Consider the following 16,252-nt stretch of genomic DNA (forward strand, 5'->3'; position numbering starts at 1 on the left):
ACCGGTGTTACTGACGAATGGTGTCGACGTGTTCGCGATACCACTTCACCGTGCGCTCCAGCCCCTCTGCGAGGCTGATCTTGGCTGTCCAGCCGGCGCCGGCGAGCTTCGAGACATCGAGGAGCTTCTGGTGCGTCCCGTCGGGCTTAGTGGTGTCCCACTCGGTCTCGCCCTGGTAACCCACGACTGAGGCGATCGTTTCGGCGATCTCGCGGATGGTGACGTCGCTGCCGGTGCCGACGTTGACCTGTTCTGGTCCGTCATAGTTCTCCAGCAGGTGCAGGCATGCGTCGGCCATGTCGTCGGAGTGCAGGAACTCGCGCCGGGGTGTGCCTGTCCCCCAGTTCGTGACCGTCGCGGCACCTGAACGGGCGGCCTCGTCGTACCGGCGAATCAGCGCTGGGAGCACATGCGACCCCTTGGGACTGAAATTGTCATTCGGTCCGTAGAGGTTGGTCGGCATTGCCGAGATCCATGGAAGTCCGTACTGACGGCGCACTGCCTGCACGTTGAGGATTCCAGCGATCTTGGCGATCGCGTAGGAGTCGTTGGTGGGTTCCAGGTGTCCGGTGAGCAGGGAATCCTCACGGATGGGCTGGTCAGCGAACTTTGGGTAGATGCAGCTGGACCCGAGGAACAGCAGCCGCTCGACGCCGGCCTCGAGCGCTGCGTCCATCACGTTGGACTGGATCCGGATGTTCTCGCTGAGGAAGTCCACCGGGTAGGTGCTGTTGGCGAGGATTCCGCCCACCTTCGCCGCAGCGAGCACCACGTACTTCGGCTTGGTCTCTCGGAAGAAGTCGAAGACCGCTTCACGGTTCTTCAGGTCCAGTTCTGCGGAGGGTTTCCCGATGAGGTTGGTGAACCCTGCGGTTTCTAGTCGCCGCCAGATGGCGGAGCCGACCAAGCCGCGGTGTCCCGCGACGTAGAAGGTGGCGTCGCGGTCCAGAGGCCCGGGGTTGAAGGCCAAGTCTTGGCCGCCGGTCATCGGGCGACCTGTTCCGTGCTCCACGAGCGCAGCGAGACCTTGTCGATCCAGGGGCGCCCTTCAGATGCGAGCGCCTCGATGTCGGCGTCGACCATGAGCTTGGCCAGGGTGAGCCCATCGACGGTGGGCGTCCAGCCGAGTTCGGCCTTGGCCCTAGATGGGTCGCCGACCAGCGCATCGACCTCGGTGGGGCGCAGGTAGCGCTCGTCGAACTTCACGTAGTCCTGCCAGTTCAGACCTGCATGGCTGAAGGAGGTCTCGAGGAAGTCTCTAATCGTGTAGCCGACTCCCGTGGCGAGCACGTAGTCATCGGGAGTGTCGACCTGCAGCATGCGCCACATGCCTTCCACGTACTCCGCGGCGTAGCCCCAGTCGCGAACCGACTCGAGGTTGCCCAAGTAGAGGTCCTTCTGCACGCCGGCCTTAATCCGGGCGACGGCGCGGGTGATCTTCCGGGTGACGAACGTTTCGCCGCGGCGAGGGGACTCGTGGTTGAACAGGATGCCATTGACAGCGAACATGTCGTAGGCCTCGCGGTAGTTCTTGGTGATCCAATACGAGTAGAGCTTCGCGGCAGCATAGGGTGAGCGCGGGTAGAACGGCGTGGTCTCGCTCTGCGGTGGCGGAGTCGCTCCGTATAGCTCTGATGAGGAGGCCTGGTAGAAGCGAGTCTCGACGCCAGAGAGGCGCACAGCTTCAAGGAGACGAATGGTTCCCGTACCGGTGGTGTCGGCCGTGTGCTCGGGCTCGTCGAATGAAACACGCACGTGCGACTGCGCGGCGAGGTTGTACACCTCGTCCGGATTGATCTGGCTCATCAGCGTGACGAGGCGCCCACCGTCGCTCAAATCTCCGTAGTGGAGGAACAGCTTCGCTGAGGATTCGTGCGGGTCTACGTAAAGATGGTCGATGCGGCTCGTATTGAACGTGGACGCACGACGGATAATGCCGTGCACCTCGTATCCCTTGGCGAGCAGAAGCTCAGCTAGGTAGGAACCGTCCTGGCCGGTGATGCCGGTGATTAGTGCACGTTTAGTCATGAAAGCTCCACTCCAGGCTTCTGGTACTTAGCGAAAAACGAATTCTACAATCCGCTATTTACAGGATACTTCAGGCCAGGCGTGGACCTACGTTCTCCAGTATTGGCCAAACTAGTCAGAAGCCTTGAGAACTTCTCGATGGCGGCGCCCGCCGTGAGAACGGATTCGCGGTAGGCACGACCGTTTCGGCCGAGCTGTTCACTCCTACCAGAGTCGACTGCAAGCGCCAGAGCAGCGTCGAGGAGAGCTGCCGGATCACCGGCATTGACGATGACTCCGGCATCTGCCGCGTTCACCTCACTGGCAGTGGTTCCACCGGGATCCGTCGCCGCGAGTACTGGGCGGGCCGCACTGAAGTACGAGGTCAGCTTGCTGGGGACGGCCATCTCAGCAATGCCTGGCTTTTCGTTCACGAGCAGAATGTCCGCAGCATCGAGCATTGCCGCGAACAATTCATCTTCCTGAGAGGGCAGAATCTCCACTCGTTCTACATCCTTGGCGAGAGCCGCAAGACGATCTCGTTCACTGCCGTTGCCCATCAACACAAACCGGACCGGGGCCCCCCGCTTGTCGGCGATCCGCGCGGCGTCGATGACATTCTCCAGGCCCTGCTTAACACCCATGTTTCCCGCGTGCAGCACCACGGTCTCACTGGTACTCCATTCGAACTTTGCACGAGTCGCGGCCCGGTCCGGGAGTTCGCTGTCCTTTAGGTGAGTCCAGTTGCGGATGATTTCGATTCGCTCACGGGGCACACCAAGCGACATCGTCAGATAATCAGCGAAGCGCTCGTGGATGACGACCACGCGGTCGGCTCGGCGAAGCAGCCAAGACTCGACTTTCTCGATGATGCGTGCCACTACTTCATTTCCACCAGTCTCCTTAACTCCCAGCGAGTAAATGTCCTGGACCCAAACGACAAATGGGGTTCTGCGTCGTATCCCCAGGGCAGCAATCGCGGTCGAGAAAAGGGACGGCGAGACTGCCACGACCACGTCAGGTCGATCAAGGCTCGCGCACAGTAGTCGCACTCCGAACGAAATCTCGGAGGCGAGCCTACGGACACCTCGAGGGTCAGCCGGAACGTAATGGCGGAAACGAGTGAGGGGCACACCCCTTAGCTGCTCGTGCGAAGTCCATGCGCCGTACCCTTCACTGATTGCCCAGTCTGGATAGTGGGGATGAGCCGCGAATGTGCGGACGCTGAACTTCTTCTGAGTGAGCCCCATTGCGAGCCCGCTCGTGTACGGCGCAATGCCCGTGTGCTCAGGCGCGTAGTTCAGGCCTAGGAGACTGATTCTGAGTGGAGTAGTCATCAGGCTAGAATCTAGTACATCTCCTCACGTAAACCAGAATGGATGGACTAGTGGATCGCCAATCGCCAAGTGACAGCGATGTACCGGTAATCGACCTATCGCAAGCACAGGGTGAGCGAGAAAGCTGGAATCGGTCTCGGTGGATGGTTTATCTGTGGGGCGCCTGTGAGTTGCTATTTGTAACTAACCCGTGGCAAATCAGCTCCGGATTGCGGGTCCGTGTTTTGAGAGCCTTCGGGGCAGAGATAGGTCCTAGCGTAATTTTCCGCCCTAGAACACGCGTCCGTTTTCCTTGGAAGTTGCACATTGGTGCCCGCACGTGGATCGGAGAGGGTGTCTGGTTCCACAACCAGGACCACATTTATATCGGAAGTGACGTCGTAATCTCGCAAGAGTCAATGCTCACGACCGGGAGCCACCGGCACCGTCTGGATATGGCGCTGATGACGCGCCCAATCCACATCGAGGACGGTGTCTGGATAACAAGCAGATGCATGTTGCTCGGAGGAGTGCGAATCGGCCGTTCAGCGCTTGTGGCTCCCATGTCGGTCGTGGATGGTGACCTGCAGTCAAACGTCGTTGCCCGAGGAAACCCCGCCGTGGAGGTCGGCCAGCGCTTCACCGGAGGGATCCTATGAGGATCATCCACGTAGCCACTCTTGTCACGCCAGACGGAGCCTACGGCGGGCCCATCCGAGTGGCCATCAACCAACTGCGCGAGTTGCAAGAACGAGGGCACGACGTCGAACTCGTTGCATCGCATAGGGGTTTTGCCGGCGCTATCCCCAAAGAGGAGGACGGGGTTCCGCTGCGTCTCTTCCCTGCAGTGCAGCGAATTCCCCGGACGGGATTCGCCGGCTTAGCCTCACCGCTCCTTCAACGCTACTTGGGCGAGACTGCGACTTCAGACGATGCGGTACATGTCCACCTGGCCCGCGACCTGGTGACGATGCCGGCCGCGCGTTCCATGCGTCGGATCGCGCGACGACTGGTGGTGCAGACGCATGGCATGGTCGACGTCTCAAGCAATCCATTGGCGCCGGTGTTCGACTCGCTGCTTACGCGTCCAATTCTTCGCTCCGTCGACATCGCCCTTAGCTTGACGGAAAATGAGAGAGCTTCCTTGCATGCCATCGCCGGGAGCAAGTTACGCACGCGCTCTATCCACAACGGCGTCCCAGTGCCATCGCTGGGAGCAACACCCAGCACAGTCGAAGTACTGTTTCTCGCACGATTGCACCCGCGAAAGCGGGCAAGCCTGTTCGTGAAAATGGCCCGAGCGCTGGCGGATGAATTTTCCGATGTTAACTTTGCCCTAGTCGGACCGGACGAAGGCGAGGCGGGAACTGTCTCGAAAATGATTGCCGATTCGGGTCATGAAAGTCGTATTCGTTGGGAGGGAGCTCTCGCTCCCGACCAGACCTCACATCGGATGCGAGCATCCTCAATCTACGTGCTCCCGTCGGTAGGCGAGGTGTTCCCCATGTCCGTCTTGGAGGCAATGGCGCTGGGCAAACCGGTCGTGGTCACAGCCGACAATGGACTTGCCGAACCAATTGCTGAGGCAAACGCTGGAATCGTAGTGGATGACTCACTGGAGCAGTTGAGTGAAGCTGTCCGTGAACTTCTTCGGAACGCGCCGGCTCGAGAGGCAATGGGCATGCGAGCACGCGCACTCGTTCAACGTAATTACGGAATGAACACCGTTGCCGACTGTTTAGAAGGACTTTATGCGTGAAGCATGCAAGCGCGTAGCGATCACACAGCCATATATCCCCCGTTACCGCTATAAACTCTGGGATCTCGTAGTCGCCCAACTCGCCGCACGTGACGTAGAGGCACGCGTGTTTTTCGGCGGTGACGCGGAGGCACTCGCAGAGCAGGACGCACTCGGGGACGCAGTCACGGCTCCCTGGGCGGATCAGGTGCCAACGAAGATGTGGAACATCGGACGTCGGCTACCGAAGCTAGTCAGTCGCCGTTTGCCAGTCGAGTGGCGCAACGCGTTACTCGTCACAGAAATGCAGGCCACAAACCTGAATGCGTGGGCCCATTTGTTCACCAATAGGCCGTACATCACGTTCGGGCACGGTAAAAGCGGAACTACCTCAAATGGCAAACTACCGACCGCCCTCAAAGCGCGCCTGAATCAGAACGCCCGGCACGTAATCACATACGAGGCTGAAGGGCGCGATGCAGTAATTGCCGCTGCGGGAATCTCTCCAGAGAAGGTAAGTGCATTCGGTAATGCCACAGATACGGTCTCACTTAGGGAAGTATTTAATTCCATCACAGAAGCCGAAATAAAGACCTTTTACCAGGTTCACGGCATCAATTCTAACGCACAAATTGCACTCTTTATTGGTGCCTTACGTGAAAATAAGCGAATCGATCTGCTCTGCGAATCCGCACTAGATGTAATGCACAATAATGCTGATTGCTGGTTAGTGGTAGCTGGAGACGGTCCTGAGAGAGAGAAATTAGAAAAGCTGAGCCGGAGCACCGGACGAGTCGTCCTGCTTGGTCACGCCGAAGTTGCGGAGTATGGACCTGCAGCTGCTCGAGCGAAACTTTTAGTTAATCCTGGGCGCATCGGACTCGTGGCCGTGGATGCGCTGGCACTGGGCCTGCCCGTACTCACCACGCCAGGGTCGGAACGGGCGCCAGAGGCCTCGCACCTAGCCGAGGGCACCACGTTGTGGACTGCGGAAGAAGATTCAGCTGCCTCTTTCGCCGCAGCCTGGTCCAGAATGGACAAGATGAGGCGGCGAGAGCCCGCCTCCACGTCAGACGCACCCTCAATTGAACGTGCCGCTGCACGTATCGTAGACGTCATACTGAGGAACCTGCACGATCCTTCATGACTGCTCGAGGTACTGGCGAGTCAGCTCGAAGGAACGACTAAGCCGACCTAGTGAGCGTCCACAGACAAGTCTCGTCGGACTGGTCGACCCCCGCAGCCGAAGACCACTAGTCAAGACCGCCAAAATTGGCTTCTTACTGACTCGTACTCAGTACTACCGCCCTCAGCTTTCGGCTTAGCCGGCGCTTACCTGTCTTGCCGTCAATGAGAGACGTAGATGAATTGGTTGCCGTTCCGTAGATCTGGAGCGATGCTCGGGACAATGGCATCCGGATTCAAATCGTTGAGGAGCAAGAACTGGAGCATTTAGTCCGTTATCCTTACGTGTCCCAGTTGGCCAGGATTTCTCGGCAATACGGGGTTCGCGGAACTTCAATACCGGACCTTGGAATACTTGGTAGACAGTTCAGGTCAACGAATGCGTGAGCCCCCAAGCGGAGTCTCCCCATCAGGACAAAACACCGCCCTCTTGCCGACTACACGCAAGACCCAACGTGACCACCACCAAAGGGCACCAAAAAAGGGGTGGCCAAGCGGGCGGCGTCCGGCACTAGATCTCGACAACCAAAATCGTGATTGAACCCTGAGACGCCCTACGCTAATCTCAATTCCGCCGTACTGGTCGTCGCAGAATCAGATTAGACTCTCCTGATCGGCGACGGCCTGCCAACCTAGCAGACGAAATGTTCTCCTTGGTCGTACGCCACAAACGGCTGTCGGAAGAACCTACGATTATGGACCACACGATAAGCAGCGACAGACTGAAACCAAACCCTTTGTCCTCTGTTGGGGCAACAAAGAAGAGACGTCCCAGTGCTATAAAAACAAAAACTCTGAGGGTTGTTCCAGCCAGCCTCATAGAGGATGGTCCACGGTTCGAGGAAAGGAACCGAAAAACTGAAATAATGAAGACGACTAAAGCAAATGTGCCAATCAGCCCAAACTTAGCCAATATTAGAAATGGGCTGTCAAGAGAAAGTGCCTGGACTGCTGATGGGTTCGCCGGTTCATAAAGGTAACCGAAACCGTTCCCTAGGAGCGGAGATTCCATGAACGACTGCCACGTGATCTCGTACGCTCTTGCGCGATCGGAAAAACTCCCATCTGCGCCCAACCCCTGTCCACTATCGGAGAGTAGATCAAATGTCCTAGTGAACCGGTCGAGGAGCCTCCCCCCGTCGGGAAGGAATCTAATAAATGTCGCTGTAAACTGCGCAGCGACTAGCAAGATTAGCGGTACAAGCAAAACGCCCAACCAAGGCGGCAGTCTACCAAAACGTCGTGCTCCGAGGATTCCAATCAAACCAAGGCCAAAAACCAGTAGACTGCGACTACCTGAGGCCACATAAATAACGACAATCACGATCGCGAAAGATAGCCAAAGAACACGGTCAAACGATCGACGAGCGTTAATTCCTGTAACGAGAGCAATTGCAAAAACAGCAAATGCAAAGAAAGAAGTTGGGAGAGCAAGCCTCTCAAGGCCGTCGAATCCACTACCGCGGCGGCCCAACCAATGAACAGACCAGCTCGAAGCTGCGAGCACACCGGAGCTAACAACTATGAACTTCAAATGCCGCAGTCTCATGCCAACACCTGCATCGAGCGCAACGAGCGGAGAAATCGCAACCAACAGGTAGGTAAACGCATCCTGCGCCACGATAGTGACCGATCGACCTTCGAGTAGTCCCAGCGTTGCTTGAAGTAGCACCACAACACAGAGGACCATTGACGCGGACATCATTGCACGCGCTGTAACTCGACTCGATGGATCCAGTGCACTGAGGGACTTTTTCAACCGGGTGAGCGCGATGACCACAATAAGTAACAAGAGGGCCGCGTAGCCCATCTTCGCCGGAGACAGTCCAGAAGCGCCACCAAGAGCCAACATGCCGCCAAAGACGAACAGGACAAAGCGCCCTGGAGGCTTCGTGAGTAGCCCGAGCGCTGCTCCAGAAGCCAAAAATGCGAAAACAACCAACGTGAGTGTCACCAAGGCCGGCTCCGCGACGCAATCAGACGAGCTGAGCAACTAAAAAACGTTCTTCGCGCGATTCCCAAGACTGAGTACAGGTTCCTCACCGGTTCAAATCGTTTCGTCGTGTGAATACAATGGAGCCAAACATCAAAATGGCCTGTACCGCAAATGACGACACAAGACCCAAAGCAGCACCCACAGCCGCACCCAAAGTGGTACCCAGGACTATAGCAGCAACGCAGTACAACGCACTCCCTAATGAAATGTATCCAGCCATACGCTGCAGCCCTCGTGCTTGCATAACAGAAGCAAGCAGCGAGGCGGCCGCACCGAAAGTGAGACCGACGCATACGATCTGCACAGGTAACACGGCAGCGGCGTACTCGTCGCCAAAGAACGTCGGGACCGCCCATCCCGCCATAGCGGCGATCGCAGAGTACACGATCGCGAACATAACTACGACAGTAGCAATACCAAGGATAGTCCGATTATCAAGTACGCCGTTCTTTCGAGTCAGTCCCGGCAAGAGAACTGCAGCGAGCGACAAGGGAAGTATTCGAAGAGGGCCAGTTAGCCTGCTCGCGATCGCGTACATCCCCGCCGCCGCAGGGGTCGCGATGGCAACGACCAAAGCAGTATCCACATTGCGTACTTGAGTGGAGGCAGAGTGAAGCCAATACGGCCACGTGATCTTCAGTAGCCCACTGATAGTGAGTCCACGATCCAAGCTGGATAGCCTGTTTCGAACCATTCTTCGTACAAATGCAATTGCAAGAACTGCCCCAAGCGCAGATCCAAGACTGTATCCAAGGACTGCGTTGACACCGAGAAGAAGGCAGAGGAGCTGTACCGCGAGCGTAACTAAACGTCGCCCGACGAGACTGACGCTGTTGATGTGTGCATCCCCGTCCGCGAGAGCGACGCAAGCCCAGGTCTCGGAGTTTCGTTCGGCCGCTATCCAAACAGCGAGAGGGATCATGAGCCAGAATAGGTCGTCGAAAGATACCGCTACGGTTGTTAGGGCTATGCCAACAGCCGCGAACAGCATCACAGAAACCCTGCCGTTAATGAGTAGGGCATAAGTAACTGAGCCGTCAGCGACATTCGCCGCTCTGGCCCTAGTCACATGGGTATCTATTCCGAATCCCAGCATTGCGCTTACAACAGTGCTCAACCCCAGAACCGCGGCGAGATAGCCGAATTCGGATGGACGAGTTTGTGCGGCTACAAGACCCAGACTTAGGAGTTGCAGCACGGCAGCGAAGATACGTCCCGACGCGATCCAGGAAAATTGCTTTATCACTGTGGCTACCCCTCGCGTCTCAACGGTACTTCAACCCTTCGGACCTTACTGGCGGCCCTGGTACGCGGGTCACGCATGAACCGAGGACAAAGCCTCTTTCAGCCTGGTGTTTGCATCATCCAGCTTCTGGGACATCTTCTCTCGACCGTCCACCGCACGAAACGCGAACCTGACCGCATCTGAGCTTTGGGAACTCGCCGTATCAAAAACCACGTCAGTCATACCAACTTGCGCGAAGGTATCAAGAATCTTTGAAACCGGCCGGTCGGACAACTCCAGCGGAACGGCACCCGCCATAGCCCCCAACACGAGAACATGCAGACGATCGCTCACAACAATCGCAGCTGTTTCATAGAGCTCTCGTAGCCGTACTTCTTGGTCAATGTCTTCGACTTGATCCCAGACATGAAGTTCTGCCCCAAGCTCGGTGGCGATCTCAGCAGAACGCTGCTCGTCTTCTCGGACTTGAGTAACAACGATGAGGTCCAAGTCAGCCTTAGAAGCGATGTCCCGAATGCTTTCAAACCATTGAACCGACGGGAACCGCCGCTTTCCCCTCATGCTTACCACCAACCGCTTTCGTTCGCTCCACGCAAGACCAAGTGTCCGCGGCTCGCCGAAAGCTGTGTCAGGTGCGAGTTGGCCGACCTTGGCATAGCGCTGACTCGGTTCGGTCCGCCAAAGCACCACGTCGGAAAGGCGACATCCCAAGCGGTGGATCCATAGACACAAGTTACTCGACGGGTTGATGCTGCGCGGTGGTCGCACAACGAGCGCGCCACGCAATTTGAGAGCCAAAGATACGACCAACAACACGGTCTCTGGTCCTATATGCTTCCGAGTTAAAGGGACGGCTCCTGGGTCCAGAAACAGAGCTTTTATAGAACGATCAAACAAAGACCTAGAGATCCATGCCCACTTTTTGGAAGAGTCGTACAGCACGTCCGATCCAGTTAAGCCGAGCTGCTTGATCCACCCATCCGGAGCGTTACCAACATAGGCGTGAACCTTTCCGTGAGGCCTCGCCCACTCCAGAGCACGTCTCCGAATTACAGCATCGCCTAGATTCCCGTACGCCCCAGTCAAAACGATCGCTACGTTGTTTAATGCCATTACTCTACGGCTCCTAGCTGTTGGTAGGGTGAACCATCAATACGTCTTTGGTTGAACGACGCTCTGACCTGGCAACTCTGTGGTTCGGGACCGGGTAACCCACGGCAATCAGTACTATTATGTCCTCCGACTCATGCAGTTGGGCCGCCGCTCGAAGTCTGTCGGAATCTTGGCTCGTTCGCGACCAGTTCAGCATGCACGAACTCAGTCCAATTGCATGTAGCGCCCAAACCAATGTCATCGCAAATAATCCACCGTCAATCCAACGCTGATTTCTTTCGCCTGATCCGGAGAACATTCTAGCGTCAGTGGTCACAATAATAACCCCAGGTATGGCGTGACCAAAACCTCGGTTTCCTCGTTGGTGACTTAAAATATTTTGCGCTTCAGAACCTTCATAGTAATGCGCTTTCCACGACTGTCTATTGCAAACAGATGGAGTGTTTATAGCAAGACTAACAGCGTGCTCGATTTTTTCTATCGGGGGACGCCGTGCCAAGTCAAAAGCCCGAACAGTTCTACGCGTCTTGAAGAACGCATCAACCTGCTCCGAGTTCAGATCGGTTGAACCCAGGGAGCTCGCCAAGGGTGCCGCAACCTCGGCAACTTCTCCACCTTCGTTCCAGCTGTCGAGCGCGGAGAGTGCTGTCCGCGCGTATCCAGCGTATGCGTCATCTTCACTCCAGCTTCGCCCATCCATTGCTAGGGACAATCGCTCTCGGGCATCTTCTCCGAAGGGACGTTTGGGGTTCGCGAAGGCTAGACCTTTTTCGATTCTGTGGTAATCCTTGGTCACTTGGCATTCAAGCTGGCGTCCATCGATTCTTTGCAAGGAATCGACGTCTGTCGGCACGCTCCAACGTCGATAGCGTCGCTCATCGAGAATGAATTGCTGCCAACTACGCAATCGTGTCAATCTACGCCACGCGATTTTTCGAAGGTACTTCACATTATCTCCAAAGTAATAGTTTTTCAGCGTCTTCAAGACAAATACCGTGCAAGCTTGCACATCGATCGGGCTTGCGGTTAAATATTAGGTAGATTTTGACTTTTTAAATCAAAACCATTCAGATTTTTTTATTTTATAACTTTTAGACAGACAGGAAAGAATGCAGCTGGTTGACGTGGTGCTACGGTTAGGTCACTTGCTGTCTAGTACGCTCCGGAGCCACGAATTACGACGTTTGCGGTCCGCCACAAAATAACAAGGTCCGCCGTCATAGACCAGTTCTCGACGTAGTAAAGGTCGAGCCTGACTGCCTCTTCCCAAGGAAGATCTGATCGCCCACTCACTTGCCACAGTCCAGTGATTCCCGGCTTTACCAGGAACCTACGGTGAACATGATGTTCGTACTGCGCGACTTCCTGCGCGAGCGAAGGTCTGGGACCCACCAGTGACATGCTACCTACCAGTACGTTGAATAATTGAGGGAGCTCATCAATGCTGTACCGACGGATGACCCGACCAATCTTAGTGACACGGGGATCGTCCTTCATCTTGAACAGAACATGCTCCGGGTCCATCCGGTCCGCAGCGTCCAGATTAGCCAGCACTTGCTCCGCGTCCCGGCGCATCGACCGGAACTTCCACATCTTGAACTCTTTTCCATCGAGTCCCACGCGTTGTTGTTTAAAGATCACAGGCCCGGGGGACGTCGCCTTTACCACTAGCCCCACGACCAACATGGGGATCGATAGTAGGGCGATGATCAGGAGAGAGCCTAGGATATCGAACGAGCGCTTCATCGCTGCCCTCAGACCTGTGTAACGCGGAGTTTCTACATGCATCAGCGGCAGGCCCGCAACGGGACGGCTATGGATGCGGGGACCACTAACGTCGGTAAGACTGGGCGCCATAACGAGGGAGTACTCCCCCTTCTCGAGCTCCCAGCTCAACTCACGGACTCTTTGCGGGTCTAGATGATCAGCACCCGTGATGATAGCCGTATCGGCACCGATGATGTCCATGGCCTGACGCACACCGTTGAAGTCACTGATTACCGGAACACTGCCTATGGCGAGGACTCCACTGTCTCGGGGGTCCTGCGCGAGGGCTGCACCAACAACGTTGTAGCCCGCCCAAGGTTGCTTCGCGAGTTCATCTGAGATGTGGCGAATCGAGGAGCTAGATCCTACAAGGACTACTTGGTTGGAGTAGTCACCCCCCGCACGATGACGCTTGAGCCAGCTTCGCCATGCCATCCGGGCAAAGAGCAAACCCACGATGCCCAAGGCAAAAGTCAAAAGAAGATAGCCTCGAGCTACATCAAGTTTTAGCAAAAACATAATCGTAGCGATAGCTGCGAAAAGGCCTATTCCGCTGTCCGTAATCTTTCGGTACTCAGCATGTCCCACTCCCATTACACGGGAGTCGACACTTCCTACCGCAAAAAGAACTACCATCCAGAGAATTAGTATGGCACCAGAGACGATTCCGTAGCTTACCTCTCCTCCATACTGATCTCCTGGGCTCGTCGGGATCCTAAAGTTCGCCGTGTCATCGATACCAAGCCAAAACAGCTGGGTTGCCACTATCACGAATGCGAGAACAAAAAAATCTGTAACGACCAACCGTCGAGCGTATCGTTTTTGCCATACTCGCCGCGGTAGCACTTCCCTCGTAGCAGAACGAATACCGGTATAGGTCGCGTGCATGTCGGGAGCTTCGGCGGCGTTCACTAATTGAAACTCCCTTCAATGTCAACGGCCACAGGCACCTTGTCCTCTGCCGATACCAAGAGTGTGTTTCCAGCGAGATCTAGCGCTATGGGACCAACTCCACCTGCGGGCGCGCGGGCCGATGGTTCGAAAGACTTGTCATCGAATTGCACTGGGCCCGTTACCTCGCAATCGGACGATTCGACTGCCGAGACCCATCGCCCCTCTGACCCATTCAAGGCATGGGTATTTTGCCGATCTATGTTGACCCATCTAGCGCTCTCGGTCTGAACACCCCATTGTGATCCGTGGCTGCAGACCACAGAAGCGACACCGCTAGTAACTTCGACCTGAGCCTTGTCGCAACAGGAACCTCGGTGAGGCTTGCCGGACCAAAGGACCTGTGTTGAATCAGCACGATCCGATAGCGCCGAGCGAACTACTGATTGCTCGCCGTCGGTCCAGGAAGCCCCTGAATCGTATGGGCCCAGGCCTTCGGGTTTGCAGTCCGCTGCTCCTGCGACCGCGGACTGTACAAAGGAGAAGTCCGATCCTGACACAAATAGACCGCGCCTGAAATCGTCTCCGTTATGGTCATCGGAGTCGCAGGTGTCTCCCCCTCCGACGGTGAACTTGGGGAACCCACGTTCATCACAGGCGCCTTCGTCTGAACACCGGGGGACGTTCTCACACGAAGCTGGCCATAGGAATGGCGCCGTCGGCAAGGGATTAAGCTCCAGATCGAGTAGGGGGCGTGAAGCAACTCCATCCTGAACGCTGTCATGCGCGTACCCCGCAGGCCTCAGCGTCCAAGTTGGTGACTGCGGTCCTTGGGGCTTGGGCTGATCTCTGCCCCAGCCTAGAACCCGGGCAACAGGTCCGATGCCAACCGAGATTAGAGGGACCGAGGCAGGGAAGATGAGGACTTCGCGCCTGAATCCACAAATACCCACTGGATTTCCCTGGCTGCCCCTCATACTTTGGCCCGCTCTACCAACCGCACGCCGGCTTGCTCGGAACGCTCGATCGCGTCCACGATTTGGCGCGCTGATTCTGCGTAGACCTCGTCTGAGCGTCGATATGGGTCCACCACCTCTGCGGAGGATCCATCTTCGAGAGAAAAGTATCCTCGACGCGCTGAGGCCATCCTCACTGCGCTTCGGAGTTTGTCTGCTGGCTCTAATCCAATAAAAGCTACCGTCGAGGCTGAGTAATTCTGCTCCGCATTCTCCAGCAGCGCCGCGAACTCAACCAGCGTGAACGTGTGGCGCGATGCACGAGGGAGCAACCGCACCACCGTGCTGCGGTGATTAAAGGTCATGGTCAAAACAAGATCCGCGGCTCTTACATGCTCGACCGTCAACTGGCGCGCAACATGAGCTCCGGGTATTCCTCCATACTGCGCGGACAGCGTGGCGGCTTCCGCGGGCATGCCGGAACCGACCATAGCGCCCGTGCCAGCACTCTCGATCAGAACCACTGATTCGAATTCCGTGAATCTCTCCGAGATCCTGGCCCGAATAAGCTGCTCAGCTTGTGCGGAGCGGCAGATGTTTCCGGTACACACCACGAGAATGCGGAAGTGATCCGACATCGCTCACGCCTTTCGATCTTCTTCATAGGTATAGGCGTAGTTGTAAAGCCCATAGCCGTAGGCATCCGGGCCCTTCGTCGGAAGCATCGTGGGAATAACGCCGAAGAGCTTGGCTCCGACGGTCTCAAGTGCAGTCACGGATTTGCCGAGCTGGTGACGGTGGGTCTTTCCTGCCGCGACCACGATGAACGCGCCAGTGGCACGTTTCGCGAGCACGGCGGCATCGGTGACAGGAAGCGGCGGCGCATCAATCAGCACAACATCGAACTGGTCCTCGACGAAACGCAGCAAGGCGTCCATGCTGGGCGAACCGAGAAGCTCACTGGGGTTTGGAGGTATATCTCCGGCGGGCAGGACCGCGAGGTCATGTGGTCCCCAATACTGCACGACGTCGGCGAGGTCGACCTTGCCGATCAAGACATTTGTAAGCCCCACGGCGCCTTCAAGCCCGAAGTAGTCTGCGACTCTTGGGCGGCGAAGGTCGGCGTCAATCACCAGAACCTTCTGACCCGCTTCCTGCATAGTGATGGCAAGGTTGGCAACCGTGGTGGACTTGCCCTCGCCCTGGAGTGAGGAAGTCACCACGAAACTTCGCTTGGATTCTCCAACCTCCAAGAACTGGAGGTTTGTGCGCAGGGTACGGAACGATTCTGCGCGGGGGCTCATCGGGTCGACCTGGACCACCAGTGGACGCCTCTGAGCCTCCGGGTCATAGGAAATGCCACCCAGAATGGGGCTATCGGTGACCGCTGTGATGTCGTGCTCTCCGCGGATTCTGGTGTCCAAGACCTCTCGCAGGACAGCGATGCCCACGCCGAGGGCCAATCCGACGAGCAGCCCAAGTGCGAGGTTGAGCGGCACATTTGGGGAAACTGGAGATTCGGGCGGCACGGCATCTTGAAGGACTTCGACGGTGACTGCGCTGTCCTCACCGGACGAGCCAGGGGTGATCTCACCGACCACGTTGATCAAATTATCCGTCACAGAGTTCGCGATCTCAGCCGCTACCGCGGGATCCTCATCGGTCGCGGTAATACGCATAAGCACTGTGTTGGCGTCAGTAGACACAGCAATAGACTCAGCAAGTCCGGCTGGTGTCCGGTCGAGACTGAGGTCATCGATCACCGGCTGAAGCACACGCGGGGTCGTCGTCACCTGCACAAAGCTCTCTACGATCTGCTGGGTATAAGTCGTTCCTTGACCCAGTTCTGCGACGCTCGAAGCGGAATCCGTGGAGACATACACCCTGGTCCCAGCCTCATATTGGGGGCTCTGGAGCATGGAGAACGTCGCCGCGGTACCGATTAGGGCGAGGGTCGCCAATACGATGATGAGCCATCCGCGATGGACGATTCTTAGATAATCACGCAATTCCACGTACTGCTGTCCCCCAAAGTCC

General features: G+C 56.7%; 12 protein-coding genes. 2 read left to right on the forward strand and 10 right to left on the reverse strand.

The window, feature by feature from the left end; translation table 11 throughout:
• Positions 1 to 7: 7 nt before the first annotated feature.
• Genes ACHAA4_RS03160 through ACHAA4_RS03170 form a run of 3 tightly spaced genes read right to left on the reverse strand, consistent with a single transcriptional unit; the run spans position 8 to position 3,344 of the window.
• Positions 8 to 988 (reverse strand): GDP-L-fucose synthase family protein, encoded by a 981-nt coding sequence (locus tag ACHAA4_RS03160; RefSeq protein ID WP_435772726.1) that lies wholly within the window; start codon positions 986 to 988, stop codon positions 8 to 10.
• Entirely contained in the window at positions 985 to 2,028 is a 1,044-nt protein-coding gene (gene gmd, locus ACHAA4_RS03165; RefSeq protein WP_435772727.1) for a GDP-mannose 4,6-dehydratase, read from the reverse strand. The genes ACHAA4_RS03160 and gmd overlap by 4 nt, the downstream gene beginning before the upstream one ends.
• A 44-nt stretch (positions 2,029 to 2,072) precedes the next feature.
• The gene (locus ACHAA4_RS03170) at positions 2,073 to 3,344 is read right to left on the reverse strand and encodes a glycosyltransferase (protein WP_435772728.1); all 1,272 of its coding nucleotides are present in this window, start codon (positions 3,342 to 3,344) and stop codon (positions 2,073 to 2,075) included.
• A gap of 634 nt (positions 3,345 to 3,978) precedes the next feature.
• On the opposite strand from ACHAA4_RS03170, the gene ACHAA4_RS03175 reads away from it, so the two are divergent.
• Together ACHAA4_RS03175 and ACHAA4_RS03180 are read left to right on the forward strand one after the other, a co-directional pair.
• Positions 3,979 to 5,082, forward strand: a complete 1,104-nt coding sequence (locus ACHAA4_RS03175) for a glycosyltransferase (protein WP_435772729.1) — start codon at positions 3,979 to 3,981, stop codon at positions 5,080 to 5,082.
• Positions 5,075 to 6,208 (forward strand): glycosyltransferase, encoded by a 1,134-nt coding sequence (locus ACHAA4_RS03180; protein WP_435772730.1) that lies wholly within the window; start codon positions 5,075 to 5,077, stop codon positions 6,206 to 6,208. Before ACHAA4_RS03175 ends, ACHAA4_RS03180 begins: the two co-directional genes overlap by 8 nt.
• A 603-nt stretch (positions 6,209 to 6,811) precedes the next feature.
• Here the strand turns inward: ACHAA4_RS03180 and ACHAA4_RS03185 are convergent.
• From ACHAA4_RS03185 to ACHAA4_RS03215, 7 genes are all read right to left on the reverse strand, one after another.
• Positions 6,812 to 8,200, reverse strand: coding sequence for an O-antigen ligase family protein (locus ACHAA4_RS03185; RefSeq protein WP_435772731.1), 1,389 nt, complete (start codon positions 8,198 to 8,200; stop codon positions 6,812 to 6,814).
• A gap of 85 nt (positions 8,201 to 8,285) precedes the next feature.
• On the reverse strand, positions 8,286 to 8,732 hold the full coding sequence (locus ACHAA4_RS03190) for an MATE family efflux transporter (RefSeq protein WP_435772732.1): 447 nt from the start codon (positions 8,730 to 8,732) through the stop codon (positions 8,286 to 8,288).
• 825 nt (positions 8,733 to 9,557) lie between these two features.
• Positions 9,558 to 10,304 carry a hypothetical protein gene (locus ACHAA4_RS03195; RefSeq protein ID WP_435772733.1) on the reverse strand — a complete coding sequence of 249 codons (747 nt, stop codon included), beginning with the start codon at positions 10,302 to 10,304 and terminating at the stop codon, positions 9,558 to 9,560.
• A gap of 310 nt (positions 10,305 to 10,614) precedes the next feature.
• Entirely contained in the window at positions 10,615 to 11,586 is a 972-nt protein-coding gene (locus ACHAA4_RS03200) for a nitroreductase family protein (RefSeq protein ID WP_435772734.1), read from the reverse strand.
• A gap of 167 nt (positions 11,587 to 11,753) precedes the next feature.
• Positions 11,754 to 13,172: a sugar transferase gene (locus tag ACHAA4_RS03205; RefSeq protein WP_435772735.1), complete on the reverse strand. Its 1,419-nt coding sequence runs from the start codon at positions 13,170 to 13,172 to the stop codon at positions 11,754 to 11,756.
• A gap of 1,060 nt (positions 13,173 to 14,232) precedes the next feature.
• Positions 14,233 to 14,853, reverse strand: coding sequence for an arsenate reductase/protein-tyrosine-phosphatase family protein (locus ACHAA4_RS03210; RefSeq protein ID WP_435772736.1), 621 nt, complete (start codon positions 14,851 to 14,853; stop codon positions 14,233 to 14,235).
• Between the two features lie 3 nt (positions 14,854 to 14,856).
• Positions 14,857 to 16,230, reverse strand: coding sequence for a tyrosine-protein kinase domain-containing protein (locus tag ACHAA4_RS03215; RefSeq protein WP_435772737.1), 1,374 nt, complete (start codon positions 16,228 to 16,230; stop codon positions 14,857 to 14,859).
• Between the last annotated feature and the right edge of the window lie 22 nt (positions 16,231 to 16,252).

The sequence above is a fragment of the Nesterenkonia maliinae genome (assembly GCF_051262655.1).
GTDB lineage: Bacteria > Actinomycetota > Actinomycetes > Actinomycetales > Micrococcaceae > Nesterenkonia.